This window comes from Miltoncostaea oceani (assembly GCF_018141545.1).
Classification (GTDB): domain Bacteria; phylum Actinomycetota; class Thermoleophilia; order Miltoncostaeales; family Miltoncostaeaceae; genus Miltoncostaea; species Miltoncostaea oceani.
The window spans coordinates 2,449,172-2,465,806 of record NZ_CP064356.1; the positions used below are offsets into that span (position 1 = coordinate 2,449,172).

The window sequence follows — 16,635 nt, forward strand, 5'->3', positions numbered from 1 at the left end:
GCGGTGATCGACCGACGCCTCCTGATCGGTGCCCTGGCGGCACTGGTCGTCTGCGGCACCGCCCTCGGAATCGCCGCCCGCGACGCCGGGCAGGAGCGCTGGCGCGCGGAGACCACGGTGACGGTCGAGGACGACGGCTCGCGCTCGTGGGAGGAGATCGGTCGTGCCACCGTCGCCCTCATGCAGTCCGACGCGGTGAGGGACCGCGCGGCGGCGGAGGCGCGGATCGGGGCGGACACCGTCGCCGGACGCACGACGGCGGATTCGTCCTACCTCGACTGGCGCGACGTCACGGTCGGCGCCACCGGCCGCGATCGGGCGGGGAGCGTCGCCCTGCTGTCCGCCCTCGTCTCCGCCGCCGAGGCGGCGAGCCCCCCGCAACTCCGGTGGAGCACCGGCCCGACGGGTGCCACGCGCGACGACCCCCCGCTGCCCCTGCTCGGGCTCCTCGCCCTTGTCGGCACCGTATCTGCCGGCGCGGCCGCGGCGTTCCTGGCGCATGCGACGCGTGCGACGGGCACCGGCCGGGTGCTCGCGGCGGCCGCGACCGCCGCGTGCGCGCTCGCGGCCCTGGTGTGCGCCGGCGCCCTCACCTCCGGCGACCCGTCATGGTTCGCCCTCAACGTCGCCCTCGCACCGTTGATCGCCGTCGGGGTCGGCCTCGCAGCCGAACGCGTCACGAGTGGTGCCCTCATCGCCGCGCTCGCCGGCCTCCTCGCAGCCCTGGCGGTCTGGTCGTCCGTGATCTGGTTGAGCGGCAGTGAGACGTCGGTCGGTGTGTCCCTCGGCGACGGCGTCGAGCGACGCATCTTCCCGTCGTCCTTCGGGCACCCCGGCCATTACGGGGCCGCGCTCGCGATGCTGCTGCCGTTCGCCGTGGCAGGGTCGTGGAACGGGCCCCGCCTGCGGCGGGGACTGTTCGTCGTCGCAGCGGTGGTCGGGGTCATGGCCATCGCGCTGACGTACGCCCGGGCCGCGTGGATCGCCGCGCTGGTCGGGGCGTTCATCGCCCTGCCGACCGTGCGGGCGCGCCTGATCACCGCGGGCGCCGGGATCGTGGTCGTCGCCCCGCTCCTCCCACTGCTCGCCGACCGTGCCACCACGTCCGACTGGACCGACAACGTCCGGCTGGACATCTGGGGTCGCGCACTCGAGATCGTCGCCGCGCATCCGTTCCTCGGCGTGGGTGTCGGGGGGTTCGGTCGCTACGCGGAACCGGTCTTCCTCCCGTTCTCGGCGGTGCGCCCCGGACACGCCCACAACCTCTTCCTCAACGTCGCCGCGGAGTCCGGCGTGCCGGCGCTCGCGGCACTGCTCGCCGGCCTCGTGTGCCTGTCACTGGCACTCGCGCGGGGCCTCCGCCGGAGGGCGGACGGATCCGGGGTACCGGCGGTGGTCGATGCCGCACTCGCGCGGGCGTCCCTGGGGGCCCTCGCCGCGATCGTCGTCGCCGGGCTCCTCGACGTCGCCGTGTACCAGCGCTACACCCTCGTCCTCGCCGGCATCGTGGCGGGTGCGGGGGCGGTGGGGGCTGCACGTCTGGCCGGTCGCGCGGACCCCTCCCGCCCCGGACGGGACGCCTCGTCCGATGACCGCGCGATGGCGGGGTCGCGGTGAGCGGAGACACCGCCGAGCGCCCCATCCGGGTCGCCCTGGTCGCCCACGACATCCACTGGGAGGGCGGGATGGAGCGAGCCATGGCCGAGCTCATCTCGACCGCACCTCCGCATGTCCGGTTCACGGTGGTCTCGGCGACGTTGGCGCCGGAGCTGCGGCATCTCGTCGAGTGGCGTCGGGTGGATGTGCCACGCCGCCCCTTCCCGGCGAAGTTCACGGCCTTCTACATCCGGTCGGCCCGGGCGGTCAGGGGGCTCGACGTCGATCTCATCCACACCTGCGGCGCCCTCACCGCCGCGCGGGCCGACCTCGCGAGCGTCCACTTCTGCCACCACGGCTACGTCCGCGCCGCGCGGATGCTCTCAGCCGGGGGCCCGCCCCTGCGACGCGTCAACACCACCGTGAGCCGCCTCCTCGCCCTGGCGGCGGAGCGCGTGGCGTACCGCCCGTCCCGGTTGCGCCTCGCCGCCTGCGTGTCGGACGGCGTCGCACGGGAGATGCACGTCGCCTTCCCGGGGCTCGTCACGGCCATCACGCCGAACGGCGTCGACAGCGCGCACTACCGACCCGACCCGGCGACTCGCGCCGCGGTTCGCGATCAGCACGGCGCGGGGGCGGCGACCGTCGCACTCTTCGTGGGTGGCGACTGGAACCGCAAGGGACTGCCCATCGCCATCGAGGCCGTCCGGCGGGCACGGCGCGGTGGGAGCGACGTCGTCCTCTGGGTCGTGGGGTCCGGCGACGTCGGACGGATGCGCCGTGAGCACGGCGGCGGTGTGGAGGAGGTCGTCACGTTCCTCGGCGCGGTGAAGGACCCGGCGCCGTTCTACGTCGCCGCCGACGTCCTCGTTCTCCCGAGCCTCTACGAGACGTTCTCACTCGTCGCCCACGAAGCGGCCGCCTGCGGTCTGCCCGTCGTCGGGACCCGCGTCCACGGTGTGGATGCGCTGGTCACCCGAGGGGAGGGCGGGCTGATGGTCGAGCGCGGCGCGGAGGCGTTCGCGGAAGCCCTCGTCGCTCTGGCCGAGGACCCCCCCGCCCGCCGACGCCTCGGTGACGCCGGACGCCGCTACGCACACGCGCACCCGTGGCGCGCATCCGTCAGGGCGGTGACCGGTGCGTACGACGAATTGGTGCGCAGCGACCGCGGCGACGCAGAGACCCCGGGCGGCGCCCGCCGTCCATCGACGTCCGCCGGCAGCCGATCCGGCAGCATCGAATCACGGAACGGAACCACCGGACAGCGACAAGGGAGCAGACCGCCGATGGTGGCGAACCGCATGATGACAGGCGTCCGGAGGGCATCCGCCACGGTCGGCGCGATGACGGGCGAGGCGCGATCCGCGGTCGCACTCACCGCGGCGGGGCGTTCGCGGGCCCGGCTTCTCACCGACGTCTTCGTCTACCGGGCGATACGCGGGCACCTCGTCACCCGATCCGACACCGCGGTGCGAACAGTGACACTGAGGGACGGACAGCGGGTTCGCTATCGCCGGAATCGCGGCGACCTCCAGAGCTTCCGCGAGGTCTTCTACGATCGTCACTACGAGCCTCTCCCCGGGATGACGGCCCGTACCATCCTCGATGTCGGTGCCAACATCGGCCTGACCTCCATCTGGCTGGCCCGGCAGTTCCCCGGAGCCGTGATCGTCGCCGTCGAGCCGGCCCCGGACAACGCCGATCTCGTCCGTCAGAACGCCGTGCTCAACGGCGCGCAGGTCACCGTCGTCGAGGGGGCGGTCGCATGCACGGAGGGGACGACCACGTTCGCCGCGTCCGCGGAGTCGAACCTGGGACGGCTCGCGGAGGGCGGGGACCTGGTCGTCAGGACGACGACGCTCGCGCGGCTGCTCGACTCGTTCCCCTCGGGTCGCGCCGACATCCTCAAACTCGACGTGGAGGGAGCAGAGGCGGAGATACTCCTGAACGACGACGGTGCGCTTCAGAGAGTGGGAGCGGTCGCCACCGAGTTCCACCCTCAGGTCACCGGCGTCGCCGACGCCGTTCTCGAGGAGGCGTTGAGGTCAGCAGGCTTCACCGAGGCGCGGGGACGCGGCCAACTGACCACATGGTGGTGGCGGCCGGAATGGGACTGGGGATCGACGGACCCCCCGTCGGCAGCCGTCGATGACGGGTGAGCGACGACGTCGAGTGGAACGGTCCGTCAGCGACCGAGGGTGATCATCCGCGGCGAGTCGGTGAGTGGGACCTCCATGTGCAGCGTTCCCGCCGCACAGCCGATCACGGCGACCGGGACGGCAGCGCCGTCGAGCGGGTCGACCGCAGTCGCTGTGACCGGGCACGTCTCGACGCCACCTAGTCGGATGCGGTAGGTCTCCGGCGGGAGGTCGTAGCGGCGAGGATCGTCGACCGCAGCCGCCGAGTCGTAGACGCGCGTCAGGTCGCGGCTCATGACGTAGGCCGCGACGAGGTGGGAGCCGTCGTCGAGCTGGAACGGCAACACCGTTGCGACGTCGCGGTCGTAGAGCGTCGGGTGCGCACTCGATCCGTCGCCCGTGAACTGGCGCCGTCCCGCGTAGTCCCCGACCGCCAGCAACTGGAGGGGGCGTGGGCGTGTGAACGCCTCAGTGCCGTCGAGCGTGGCCGCGAGGCGGCGCGTCGCGGCCATCGTGGCTCCGCCCTGGGCGGTGCCGGGATAGGCGCCGGCGCCCGCCGTCACGGCCGCGTAGAAGGCCGGGGACACCAGCGCGTACTCGCCGCCGTTGGGGGCGGCCGCGAACATGTGGACGGCGGTCACGCCCTTGTGCGCGAACGCCACCAACGAACGCAGCGCCACCTTCGCCTGGTACCGCTCGCGGGCCGCCGGCGACACCGTGGAGCCGGGGACGAGGTTGAGCTCGGTGATCCAGGTCTCGGGCGCCACTGACCCGGCGGGGGCCGTGAGCCGACCGTGGGGCGTCCCGTACACGCTGGTCGTCAGCGGCGACAGGTCGCGGACCAGGTGCTCCGTGGCGATGCCTGAGAGGAAGTACTCGGGGAAGTGACTCGTGTACGAGGGGATGAACGCGTCGCGCCACGCCCCGCCGGCGTCCTGCGACCCCTCGGGGACGCCGAAGGCGTTCACGGGACGGACGCCGTTGTGGCGCGCCTCGCCCGGGAACACGATCCGGGGCGGATAGGGGTGCTTGTCGTTGGCCGTGAGCCCGGGGGGGCTCGTCGCGCCCGAGTCCCAGGGGCGCTGGTTCGCGAAGCCGTTGCCGATGCCGACCCCCGGCGCGGCGGTGCCTCCACGGATCGCCGCGACCGTGCGCTCCAGGATGGCGCGGGTCGTGTCGTTCATGGGCGATCCGACACCCGTGTCGATCGTCGGCGTGTAGTAGCGGTCGATGTCGAGGAAATCCGAGCCGAACGAGAGCTCGTTCCAGACCTCGACGTCGAACGCCTCGTTCCCCAACACGGCGCGCGCCTCGCGCAGCACGACATCGACGTACGCCTGCCAGCCGGCGAGCGTCGCCTCGAACCGGGGGTTCGGTGACCCGTCGGCGAGCCTCGGGCGCGAGAACGGGGCGAACCGGAGCGTCGAGCCCGGGTGCGGGCCCGCCGCGAGCGCCACGGGGAGGGGACGCGAGAGCGTGGCGAGGCCCGAGGAATCGACCGCCGTGATGATCACGTCGGCGGCGCGCCACCGCCCCAGATCGTCGAAGCCCGTGAGCCCGGGGCGCACGAGGGCGGCGCTGGCGGCGTCGAGGCGCACCTGGCGGTCGCCGGCCACGGCGGGGGCCGTCGTGACGAGCGACACATCCTTGGTCGGCGCGGGCAGCCCGTGATGGCTGTTCAACAGGATCAGGGGACGGATCCCGTTGTCCCGAAGGGCGCGCAGGAGCGTGCGGTGGCGCTCCGCGCGCCACAGCGTCGACGGGTCGTCGTAGGAGACCTCCCCCCAACCGATCTCGATCCGCGCGCGGCGGAACCCACTGTCGCTCAACAGCCGCGCGGTGGCCGCGGCGCGTTCGGGCGCGACGTTGAAGTTGATGCCCATCGCGTTCCGCAGCCGCGACGCCGGGGGAGTGTCGAGGTAGCCACGCCAGGGCTGGATCCAGTGTGAGCGGTAGCCGAAGGCGAGGACCGTCTGGTTCCAGGGTGAGATGGGGTTCTCGACCATGGTCAGCGTCCCCGACGCGGGCGGAGGCGCAGGGGCCGGCGCAGGGGCAGGGTCAGGGGCGGGCGCGGGTGCCGGCGCCGGAGGGGGCGGAGGGGGCAACACGGTGACGGGGGCGCTCGCCGACCGGCGCGGGGAGGTCGTGGTCGTCGCGCCGATCGTGCTGGTCCGCGCGGCCCCCGGCGCCGTGTACACACCGGCGGTGCTGATGCGTCCGACGGTCGTGTTGCCGCCGGCGATCCCGTCCACCGTCCACTGCACCGACGTCCGCTGACCGCCGAGGTACGCCGAGAAGGTGGCCGTCCCGTTCGCGGCGACCTTCGCGCCCGTCGGCGACAGCGTCAGAGTGCTCCCCGACTTCGCCGTCAGGTGGGACGTCACACTCGTGGCCGAGTAGCGGACCGTCACGTTCGGCGCCGACCGGACGCGCAACTCGATCGCGCTGCCGGAGTGGCGGGCCCGGAGGGTCATCGTCGCACGCGAGGCGCCGCGGGTGGCGGTCGAACGCCGCACGACCGATGCACGCACCCGCCCGTCGAATCGCTCGACGAGGGCCACCGACACCGGGCCACGCGCGAGAGGCGCGCGGGTGCGGACGACGAGTCGGACTCGGTAGAGGTCGTCGGCCTGCGCGTTGGTCTCCAGCGTACGAACGACGGTGCGCGCCGCCTCGGCGGCCGGGGTGGCGACCGTGGACGCGGAGGGGGCGGCCGAGGCAGGCCCCATGGCGACGAGGACGAGGCCGGCGCAGGCGAGCGCGACGACCGTCAGGTGGGATGACCCGACGGCGCGGCGGCGCGCGCCACGGCGGGACGTGGCGAGCAACATGGGAGGAGTCCGTTCCGGTGAGCGCGGGTGGGCACCGTGCGCTTGGGGGGCCCGATGACGCGACCCCGACGATCACCGAATACATCGACACGCCGCTCCAGGGGCTTGATGCCCCCGGGCCACTTCCTGGGTTCACCGCTCGATCACCCCTCGAGGTGGCGCGTGACCGCGCGCATCGCCGAGCCCCCTCCGGCGATCGGTCACCGGCCCCCGCACACCCCATCCGTCAGGCGGGGCGGGCCCGCCCGGTGCGTGAGATGTCCGCGGCGAGGCGCGCGGCCTCCTCGTCGTCGAGCATGCGATGCCCGAACGAGGGCGCGCCGGCCCGGGCGACGACGGTCGTCGCGAGTGCCTCCCGGTAGACCTCCTGCGGCGCGAACCCGGCGAGCCGCATCAGGGCGGTCAGGGCACTCGGCGTGAGACCCCAGAACCAGTTTCCGTAACCCTCGTCGTCCTCGAAGGGCGTGGTGATCCCGAGTTGCGCCGCCATGCCGAGACGCCGGAGGCTCCACAACCTCCGCTGGTCCTCGTCGAGATGGGGCCAGAAGACCGCCATCCCCCTCACGCCCCCGACCTCGGGGATCGTCGAGGAACGGAGGATCAAGGTGCCGGTGCACAGGCGCCGCAACGCGACGAGGAGCAGGTACGGGGCGGGATGGTGGTACAGGACCCCCGCGCACAAGACGACGTCGGTCTCCCCCACCCGCTCCACCGTCCCCGCCGAGCCGATGTCCCCCAACACGAACTCGACACGCGACCCCGTGCGCTCCCGCCGCTCCGAGAACTCCGGGGTCGGCCCGAAGACATCGATGCCCGTCACCCGAGTCGCGCCGGCCGCCTCCGCAACGAACGAGTACTCGCCGTTGACGCCCCACATGCACCCGACGTCCGCGAACGTGCGACCGGGGGCGTGGGCCCGGACGAGGTCCGGCAGCATCGCGTAGCTGCCGACGCGGCCGCCGCGCGCCGCGTGCCAGCGCCGCCATGCGAACGCCCCGGGACGGGTCGTGATCACGCGCACCTTGAGCCGGTAGAGCACGAGACGGATTGTAGGGTCTGCGGACGCCCACGCCGCCGCCCACGCCACGGGTGTGGGATCGACCGGACAACGCCTCGGCAGGTGGCCGGATGGAGATCGACATCGTCATCTGCACCTACAACCGGGCGACGGTGCTCGCGGAGGTGCTCGACGCCCTCGCCGTCCAGCGCGTCCCCCCCGGGATGACCTGGTCGGTGGTCGTCGTCGACAACAACTCGACGGACGCGACGGCGGAGCTGGTGCAGCGACACGTCGCGGCGGGGGCGATCCCCGGGTTGCGCCGCGTCGTGGAACACACGCAGGGGCTGACCCACGCCCGTCTGCGCGGTGTCCGGTCCACCCACGCGGACTGGATCGCCTTCGTCGACGACGACTGCATCCTGGACGACACCTGGGTTGCGGAGGCGACGCGGTTCGCCTCCACACACCCCGAGTGCGGCGCCTTCGGGAGCCGGGTGATCCTGCGCTGGGAGCGGGAGCCCGAGCCCGTCATCGCGCGCTATGGCTGGGCGCTCGCCGAGCAGGACCAAGGCGACGGCGAACGACGGGTCACCGGTGTCGCGGGGGCCGGCATGGTCGTGAGGCGCGAGGCGCTGACGCACTCGCGGTGGCTCGAGCGGCCGGAGCTCGACGACCGCGTCGGCGCACGGCTCGTCTCCGGTGGCGACGTCGAGATCGCCGCCCGCGTCGCCGGCGCGGGATACGAGCTCTGGTACGCCGGGCGCTGCCGCCTGTGGCACCTGATCCCCGCGCAGCGCACGCGCCGGCGCTACGTCGCCGCGGTCGTGCGCGGACTCGGGGCGTCATCGGTCTACGGTCAGGCGCTCGCGGGTCCCCGTTCGGAGGGGGCTTGGGCACGGGGCGCCGCCCGTGACCTCGGCCGCGACGCGGCGACGCTGTCCCGCCACGCCACCCGCGCCCTGATGCGCCGACGCGGGCTCACCGACCTGGCGATGGATGCGAACTGGTTCGCGGGCCGGGCGTCGGGTCTCTGGGGACTCGCCCGCGGCGGTCGCGCACGGAGGGCCCGGCTGCTCGGGATCGCCGCGCCCCGGACGAGGCGCGTCTGACCGTCAGCGCCGCTCCTCGGCCGCGACGTCGGCATGGCGTTCCACGTGCCAGGGCAGGCCGAGTTGCACCACCCCGTCCGAACTCCGCGCGATGGTCCCGTCGAGGCGCACGAGCAACGCCTCCGGTTCATGCGCCAGCAGTTCGTGCGACGCCATCCAGATCCCGATCGCGTAGTCACCCACCGGCAGGACGGGGGGGATCGTCAGGCGGGCGACGTACTCACCCGGCTCGCCACGATCCCCCGTGAACGTGTCCGACCATGCCTCGTCCAGGACCCTCACGTTGCGGAAGTCCTCGACGTAGACGCCGATGTCGAGGGCGGGGACCAGGCTCCGGACCTCGAAGGAGACCTCGAGGTCGAACGGCTGATCACGCGGGAGGACCGCCGACGACCGCCCGTGGCGGTCGACGATCGCCGCCGAGCGGAGGCGCACCGGACCGGCGTCGGCGCCGACGAACTCGCGGCGTGCGACCGGTTCGACACCGGCCGAGACGTAGGCGTCGATGACCTCCGACGTCGGGCCGACGGCGCGCAGTCGTCCGTGGTCGAGCCAGGCGCACGTACCGCACAGCCGCGAGATCGCATCGAGGTTGTGGCTGACCAGCACGACCGTCCTGCCCTCGCCCTCCAGCTCGCCCATCCGGTTCAGGCACTTGCGCTGGAACGCCCCGTCACCGACGGCCAGGACCTCGTCGACGATCATGATGTCGGTGTCCAGGTGGGCGGCGACCGCGAACGCCAACCGCATCGACATGCCCGTCGAGTACCGCTTCACCGGCGTGTCGAGGAAGCCGTCGATCCCCGCGAAGGCGACGATCTCATCGAACCGGCGGTCGATCTCCCGCCTTCGCATGCCGAGGATCGCGCCGTTCAGGTAGACGTTCTCGCGACCCGTCAGCTCCTGGTGGAAGCCGGTGCCGACCTCGAGCAGCGCACCGACGCGTCCGCGCATCCGGACGACCCCCGACGTCGGTTCCGTGATCCGGCTGAGCAGCTTGAGCAGGGTGCTCTTGCCGGCACCGTTGCGACCGATCACGCCGAACGCCTCGCCGGCACCGATCTCGAGGCTGACGTCACGCAACGACCACACCTCGGCCGGCTCGCGCCGGGGGGTGCCGCGCACCAATCGCGACACGCGGGTCGTGACGGCGTCGCGGATGTTGCCCTGCCCCCCGTGGTGCTCACCGAGCAGGTACCTCTTGGAGACGCCGTCGACGATGACCCGGGGTGGCGCCATCAGATGATGTCCGCGAAGCGGCGCTCGGCCCGCTGGAAGTACACGAGCCCCCACACCATGAGCACCAGGGCGACGCCGGCGGAGATGGCGAGGTCAGGACCCGGCCACGGTCCACCGGCGATCGACCAGCGCGTCACGTCGATGAGCCCCGCGACGGGGTTCATCGCATAGAGCCACTGCCACCGGTCGGGGACCAGGCTGCTGGGGTAGGCCACCGGGCTCGCGAGGAGCCACATCTGCGTGACGAGTCCGATGGCGGCGGCGACGTCCCGGTACTTCACGTGCAGGGTCGCGAGTATCAGGCTCGGCCCGAGGGCGACCAGGATCGCGGCGAGCACGCACAGCGGCAGGGCGAGGATGGCGAGCGTCGGGGCGGCGCCGAAGACGACCATCGCGACGGCGACGACCCCGAACCCCACCGCCATGTTGAGCAGCCCGGGGAGCAGCGCCGCGATCGGGGCGGCGATGCGGGGGAAGTACACCTTGGTCACCATCGACGAGTTCACGATCAGGGTGCTGGTGGCCGAGTTGAGGCTGAGCGAGAAGTACGACCAGACGACGAAGCCGACAAGGGCGAAGACCAGGTAGGGCAGTCCGTCGCTCGACACGTCGGCGAGCCCCCGGAAGACGAGCGCGAAGACCAGCGCACCCGCCAGCGGCTGCACGACGGCCCAGCCGAAACCGAAGACCGCCTGCTTGTACCGGGCCTTCAGGTCGCGCAACGCGAGGAACCCGACGAGTTCGCGGGCGTCCCACAGCTCCCGGGTGCGCTGCCAACGCACGCTGCCCGAGGGGGGGTTCTCGGTCCACCGCTCCCGGACGTCGATCGCCATCGGTCAAGGATAGGGGCACGACGACGGATCACACCGCCCGAACGACGGGGTGTGCGCCGGCGGGTGCGTTGGTACGGTCGGCCCGTGACCGCCCCGTCCCCGATGCGACTGGTCCCGGTCGACCTGGCGGACGGACTCGACACGCTGCTCGACACGACGGCGGACGGCCCGGACGTCTTCGCCCCCCTCTGGTGGCGGAGCCTGCCGATCGGCCACGTCGAGCTCGACGCGCGAACCCTCGCCGATCGGCGCGGCGTGGAGCGCGCCGTCGCGGACGCCACGTGGCCGGCGGTCGCCCACCACACGCTCCCCGGCGGGTTTCCCGCCGCGCCGCCGCTCCCGGGCGCGCGCCCCCCGGTCACCCCACCGGCCGGCTTCCAGGACTGGTCTCCCGATCCGGCGCGCCTCGCCCCGCTCGCGGGAGCCCCGGCACTCCACCCCCCCGCGTGGCCGCTCGACGTCTCGGTGGTGGTCTGCACCCGTGAACGCCCCGAACAGCTCGCCCGCTGTCTCGCGTCGCTCTCGCGCGGCACCGTCGCACCGGACGAGATCATCGTCGTGGACAACGCGCCGGCCTCGGGCGCGACCCGCGACGTCGTCGCCGCCGCGACGGGGCCCGGCGTGCGTTGGGTCCCCGAGCCGCGTCGCGGCCTGAGCCACGCCCGCAACACCGGCGTGTCCGCAGCATCGGGGGCGACCATCGCGTTCACCGACGACGACACCGAGGTCCATCCCGACTGGCTGTGGCGGATCGTCCGCCCCCTCGAGGATCCGGCAGTGTGGTCCGCGACGGGTCTCGTCCTCCCGGCCGACCTCTCCTCACCCGCCCAGGTGCTGTTCGAGAAGGGGTTCGGCGGCTTCTCGCAGGGGTACCGGCCGATCACCTTCGACTCGCGGTTCGTCACGGCCTGGCGGGGACGCGCGGTGCCGGTCTGGCAGGTCGGTGCGGGGGCCAACATGGCCGTGCGGCGCAGCGCCTTCGAGCGGGTCGGCCTGTTCGACGAACGGCTCGGCGCGGGCGCGACGGGCTGCAGCGAGGACTCGGAGCTGTGGCTCCGCATCCTCATGGCCGGAGGGGTCTGCCGCTACGAGCCCACCGCCGTCGTCCACCACCACCACCGAGCCGACATCGCGGGCCTGCGACGACTCGCCCACGACTACGTGCGCGGCCACGTGGCCGCGCTGCTCGTCGAGTACGCCCGCCACCACCGGATCGGCGAGCTGCGTCGCGCCTACCTCGAGATGCCGCGCCACATCGCCACCGACCTCGCGCGACGCGTCACATCGGGCGACGCCTCGCCGTGGGGGATGTCGCGGCCAGGCCTCACCGGCTACCTGCGGGGAGCGGCCCGGGTCGATCTCGCCGTGCGCCGCCGGCGGGCGCCGGCGGTCGGCCGGGCGATCACCGAGCCGGCGCCCCGGAGCGCACGGGCGTGACCGGCCGCGCACCCCTCCGGCGCTTCCTGCGCGGCAACCCCTTCCCCCACCCCTACACCGAGGGCTTCTACTTCCGGGAGAAGATGCGCGCCATCCACCGGGTCGCGCCGGATCGGGAGGTGCGAGACGTCCTCGAGGTCGGAGGCGGCCGGAGCGGCCTGTCCGCCCTCCTCTACCCCGGCGCCCGGGTCGTCAACGTCGACATCGATCCCTCGTTCGCCGCCGCGCCACCGAACCGCGGACGGACCAGGTTCGTGCACGGCGACGCGACGGCGTTGCCGTTCGAGGCGGCGACCTTCGACGCCGTGACGATGTTCGACGTGATCGAGCACATCCCCGATGACCGCGCGGCGATCGACGAGGCGCTGCGGGTGCTGAGACCCGGCGGCGTGCTGCTCCTCACGACCCCCAACGAGACGTGGCGGTTCCCGTCGCGCCGGTGGCTCCAGCCGATCTGCCGGAGCGATCGGTCGATGATGGACGAGTGGGGGCACGTGCGACGCGGGTACGCCCGGGGGGAACTCGCCGCGCTCGTCGGAGCGGAACCGGTCACGACCGCGACCTTCATCACGCCGGTCACGTCGATCCCCCACGACATCGCCTTCTCGCGGCTGCCCAGCCCCCTCCGTCGTCTGATCTGCACCCTGGTGTCGCCCGTGACCTGGTTCGCGTACGCCCGCCACCGGGCGACCGACCCGGGCACCGAGACTGCCTACCGCTGGGACGCGCGCCGCGCCTGAGCGCGTCGACGCGGCGAGGGGCCCGGCGGTCGCCCTGCTGCCGTGGGGCGACGTCTTCGAGGACTACCTCGACACCATCGGCGTGACGCTGGAGGGCTTCCGTGACGACATGACCGGCGGGTGGACCTTCGGGTACGTCGAGGCCCTCAAGAGCGCCGGCATGTCGCCGTTCCTCGTCCTGGTCTCCGCACGCGTCCGGCGCCCGGTGCGATGGATCCACCGGGACACGGGCGCGCCGATGTGGGTGCTGCCGGCCGCGCGGGCCTTCCGGGCCACCCGCGGTCGACGGTTGCGGCTGGCGCCGTTGCTCGCGACGCCGCCCGTCCGGCTCGCGGGCGCGCTGAGAGCCGAGCGCTGCCGCGCGGTGATCTGCCAGGAGTACGAGTACCCGCGGTTCGACGCGTGCGTGCTCACCGGACGGGTCCTCGGCATCCCCTGCTTCGGGACGTTCCAGGGGGGCGACCGCCCGAACGCCCTCGAGAAGCCGCTCCGGCCGCTGACCATCCGCCTCTCCTCCGGCCTGATCGTGGGTTCGTCGCGCGAGCGCGGCCGTGTCCGGTCGACCTACCACCCCCCGCCGGGGAAGGTCGCCGCCATCCCGAACCCCCTCGACCTCGCCGAATGGGGTCCCAGCGACCGCGGCGCCGCGCGCGAGGAGCTGGCCGTCGCCGACGGACGGACCGTCGTCGTGTGGCACGGCCGGATCGACATACCCCAGAAGGGCCTCGACGTCCTCGTCGAGGCGTGGCGGCGAGTCTCCTCCCGGCGCCCCGGACGCGACGTCCTCCTGCTGATCGGATCGGGGCGCGACACGGCGGACATGGCCCGCCTCGTCGGCACGCTCCCGGCGGGATCGGTCGACTGGCGCGACGAGTTCGTCCTGGACCGCGGCCGCATGCGGCGGTTCCTCGCCGCCGGGGACGTCTACGTCTTCCCCTCACGTCACGAGGGTTTCCCGGTCGCCCCCGTCGAGGCGATCGCGTGCGGCCTGCCCGTCGTGGCGGCCGACGCGCCGGGGGTCGCCGACATCTTCCCGGAGGGTGAGCGCTCGGGGGGCCTGATCGTGCCCTGCGAGGATCCCGACGCTCTCGCGGAGGCACTCGTCGGGCTGCTGGAGCACCCCGACCGGCGGGCGGCGATGCGGGAGCACGCCTTGCGGCGCGCACAGGAGGGTTTCTCGCTCGAGTCCGTCGGCGCCCGCCTGCGGGACTTCCTCGTCGCCCGGGGCGTCACGCCGCCGGGGTGAACCTCTCCAGCGCCTCCTCCCGTTCCAGGAGGCGCTCGACGATCAGCTCGCCGTCCCACTGGCCATCGGGCAGCCGGAACGCGGCGAGCTCCGCGCCACCCCGCCGGACGCTGACCTCCCCGATCGCGATGTCCGACGTCCGGACGACCGCCCCGGCGAGATCGACGACGGTCTGCGAGGACGACGGCGCCGGGAGGGGATGGCCGTCGTCGAGGGCGCGCTGGACGCCGACGCAGTAGACCGCACCCGACACGCGCCGGAAGAGCGCCTGCCACGCGAAGCGCGAGCCCGTCGCCTCCGCCGCGCGCAGCGCCGCGTGGACGGGACCCGCGACGGGACCGAGCGCCCGCTCCCCCGCGGCGACCGCCGCCCTCCAGGCGGGCGTCCCCACCCGCTCGGGTGTCGCGAGCCGCCCGAGGTGGAGGTCCCCCCACACCGCCGGGTGGCGGTCCGCCAGCAGGACGTCCGCGTAGCCCTCGGCGAGCTTGTCCCGGAGCAGGCGCGCCACGGTGATCTCGTGATGGTGCGACGCGCGGGCGTCCGGCACGGCGACGAACGGCACCCCGTCGGCGAGCACCCGGCACGCGAACTCCCAGTCCTCGCGTCGCGACCGGTGGTCGAACGAGGTGTCGAACCCCCCCGTCTCCTCCATCAACCGGGCCGGGAGCGCCATCCAGCCCCCGGCGAGGTCCGTGAAGCTGAAGCGGTGACCCGCCCGCGCCTGACGGGTGAAGTGGTCGTTCCACCACCGTCCCGCCATCTGCTCGGCAAGGCTCCCGCCGAGCCCGGCCGGCGGATACGGTCCGAGCAGGACGCCCGGGCCGGACCGGTGTGCGCGGAGGAACGCCTCCAGCCCCGCGGGCTCCGGGACGATGTCATCGTCGAGGAACACCACCAGATCCCCGCGCGCCGCCCCCGCGCCCGCGTTCCGGGCCGCGGCCAGACTGGCCTCGACCTGCGGGAGCGTCCGGTCCACTCCCGCCAGGACGCCGACGTCGCCGGCCGCCGGGCCGTTCGGCACGAGGATCACCTCAAAGCGGTCGCGGTCGAGGGTCTGCTCGGCGAGGCCAGACAGCGTGGCGGCCAACGAACGGGGACGCGTACCGAGGGTGGGGATCACCACGCTGACGTCCGGCGGCCCCCCCTCGATCCGGGCGGCGATCACACGATGCGGCCGCGGCGGCGCCGCCGTCGCGACCGGTCGGCGCGCGGACACACCCTGCCGCCGCATCGAACGAACCCAGGTGACCGGTGACTCCACCCAGCCGCGGACGAGTTCGAGGCCGCCAACGACGTCGATCCGGCGGCGTTCCCCGCGGCGCATGCGAACGGTCTCGACGAGCAGGTGGTGGAGGGGCCACGACATGGCGCGGAACGCCTGCAGTTCGTGGTCGGCGACGACCGAGCGGGCGAGCATCGCGCCGATCCCGCGTCCGTAGCCGCGCATGACGCGCCGGAGCTCCGGCATGTCGGCGCGGTGGTCGTGCCAGACCAGCTGCGACGGTTCGTAGACGACCCTGTGGCCGGAGGCGAGGACGACCGCGAGGGCGTAGAGGTCACCCCCCGATGCCGTCGGCGTCCCCGCGTCGAGCTCGCGTGGGAACGGGTCGAGCCCCTCCAGGGCGGCGAGGCGGAACGCCATGTTGTTCCCGGCGCCCACGTTGCCGGCGCTCACCGGCGCGAGAGACCGCCAGTCCACGCGCCGGGTGCGGTACCCCTTGCTGAACCCCACCGCCGTCTCGAACGCGACCTGCGCCTCCGAATCGAGGGTGTACGGGCACCCGAGGCCCGAGACCGCGGCCACCATCGGATCGGAGAAGTGACGGCGCAGGCCGTCGAGCCAGCGTTCGTGCGGCAGGCAGTCGTCGTCCGTGTAGATCAGGAAGTCCGTCGTGCACTCCGCCATGGCGCGGCGGCGCGCGTTGTTCAGACCGGCTCTGGGCTCCTCGACGCAGCGGAAGCCGAAGCGCTCGACGAGGGGGCGCACCGGGACGCGCCCCGCGTTGTCGACGACGACGACGTCCGCGGGCGCGGGATCGAGGGCGGAGAGGGCACGCAGGCAGCGCTCGAGCTGGGCGGGTCGGTCCCGCGTGCACACCGCGACCGTCACGGCGGGGCGCGGGAGGGCCTCCCAGTACCGGCCCACGGCGGCCCACGCGGCCTGCTCCAGCTCGTCGCGGGAGACCGCCGGCCGAAGCGTCCTCCGCATCCGCCGCGTGAGGGAATCCTCCGCCTGCGAGGGATCCGTGCGCTCGGGGCCGCGCTGTACGATCAGCTCGCCGACCGGCCGATCGTCCCGGAAGGCGATGATCAGGGCGCCCTCGTAGCCGTCGAGCGAGAGCTCGTCGATGGAGGACTCGATGTCGACTCCGACCACCCGCATGCGTCGGGGGGGCGCCGCCCCCGCACCGGTCGCCCGGTGCCCGGCTCCGTGGTCGAGGTGGCTCGTCACCGTTCCTCAGGTCC

11 protein-coding genes are annotated in these 16,635 nt (G+C 73.4%); 6 read left to right on the forward strand and 5 right to left on the reverse strand.

Annotation, left to right across the window (positions count from 1 at the left end; translation table 11 throughout):
• The first annotated feature begins 3 nt into the window (after positions 1 to 3).
• Entirely contained in the window at positions 4 to 1,617 is a 1,614-nt protein-coding gene (locus IU369_RS12545) for an O-antigen ligase family protein (RefSeq protein ID WP_217921321.1), read from the forward strand.
• Complete coding sequence (locus IU369_RS12550) at positions 1,614 to 3,755, forward strand: FkbM family methyltransferase (protein WP_217921322.1); 2,142 nt, start codon at positions 1,614 to 1,616, stop codon at positions 3,753 to 3,755. The genes IU369_RS12545 and IU369_RS12550 overlap by 4 nt, the downstream gene beginning before the upstream one ends.
• A 26-nt stretch (positions 3,756 to 3,781) precedes the next feature.
• On the opposite strand, the gene IU369_RS12555 is transcribed toward IU369_RS12550, so the two are convergent.
• Positions 3,782 to 6,565, reverse strand: a complete 2,784-nt coding sequence (locus IU369_RS12555; RefSeq protein WP_217921323.1) for a hypothetical protein — start codon at positions 6,563 to 6,565, stop codon at positions 3,782 to 3,784.
• Positions 6,566 to 6,791: 226 nt separating this feature from the next.
• The gene (locus tag IU369_RS12560; RefSeq protein ID WP_217921324.1) at positions 6,792 to 7,604 is read right to left on the reverse strand and encodes a class I SAM-dependent methyltransferase; all 813 of its coding nucleotides are present in this window, start codon (positions 7,602 to 7,604) and stop codon (positions 6,792 to 6,794) included.
• An 89-nt stretch (positions 7,605 to 7,693) separates the two neighbouring features.
• On the opposite strand from IU369_RS12560, the gene IU369_RS12565 reads away from it, so the two are divergent.
• The gene (locus IU369_RS12565; RefSeq protein WP_217921325.1) at positions 7,694 to 8,674 is read left to right on the forward strand and encodes a glycosyltransferase; all 981 of its coding nucleotides are present in this window, start codon (positions 7,694 to 7,696) and stop codon (positions 8,672 to 8,674) included.
• Between the two features lie 3 nt (positions 8,675 to 8,677).
• On the opposite strand, the gene IU369_RS12570 is transcribed toward IU369_RS12565, so the two are convergent.
• Together IU369_RS12570 and IU369_RS12575 are read right to left on the reverse strand one after the other, a co-directional pair.
• Positions 8,678 to 9,913, reverse strand: coding sequence for an ABC transporter ATP-binding protein (locus IU369_RS12570; RefSeq protein WP_217921326.1), 1,236 nt, complete (start codon positions 9,911 to 9,913; stop codon positions 8,678 to 8,680).
• Positions 9,913 to 10,746, reverse strand: a complete 834-nt coding sequence (locus tag IU369_RS12575; RefSeq protein WP_217921327.1) for an ABC transporter permease — start codon at positions 10,744 to 10,746, stop codon at positions 9,913 to 9,915. The genes IU369_RS12570 and IU369_RS12575 overlap by 1 nt, the downstream gene beginning before the upstream one ends.
• A gap of 84 nt (positions 10,747 to 10,830) precedes the next feature.
• On the opposite strand from IU369_RS12575, the gene IU369_RS12580 reads away from it, so the two are divergent.
• The 3 genes from IU369_RS12580 (at position 10,831) to IU369_RS12590 (ending at position 14,169) form a co-directional block, all read left to right on the forward strand.
• Complete coding sequence (locus IU369_RS12580; RefSeq protein ID WP_217921328.1) at positions 10,831 to 12,183, forward strand: glycosyltransferase family 2 protein; 1,353 nt, start codon at positions 10,831 to 10,833, stop codon at positions 12,181 to 12,183.
• A complete protein-coding gene (locus IU369_RS12585) occupies positions 12,180 to 12,923 on the forward strand; it encodes a class I SAM-dependent methyltransferase (RefSeq protein ID WP_217921329.1) in 744 nt (247 codons plus the stop codon). Before IU369_RS12580 ends, IU369_RS12585 begins: the two co-directional genes overlap by 4 nt.
• Before the next feature lie 82 nt (positions 12,924 to 13,005).
• Positions 13,006 to 14,169 carry a glycosyltransferase family 4 protein gene (locus IU369_RS12590; RefSeq protein WP_217921330.1) on the forward strand — a complete coding sequence of 388 codons (1,164 nt, stop codon included), beginning with the start codon at positions 13,006 to 13,008 and terminating at the stop codon, positions 14,167 to 14,169.
• Here IU369_RS12590 and IU369_RS12595 read toward each other — a convergent pair.
• Entirely contained in the window at positions 14,153 to 16,621 is a 2,469-nt protein-coding gene (locus IU369_RS12595; protein WP_217921331.1) for a glycosyltransferase, read from the reverse strand. The two genes, IU369_RS12590 and IU369_RS12595, sit on opposite strands and share 17 nt — an antisense overlap.
• Positions 16,622 to 16,635: the final 14 nt, after the last annotated feature.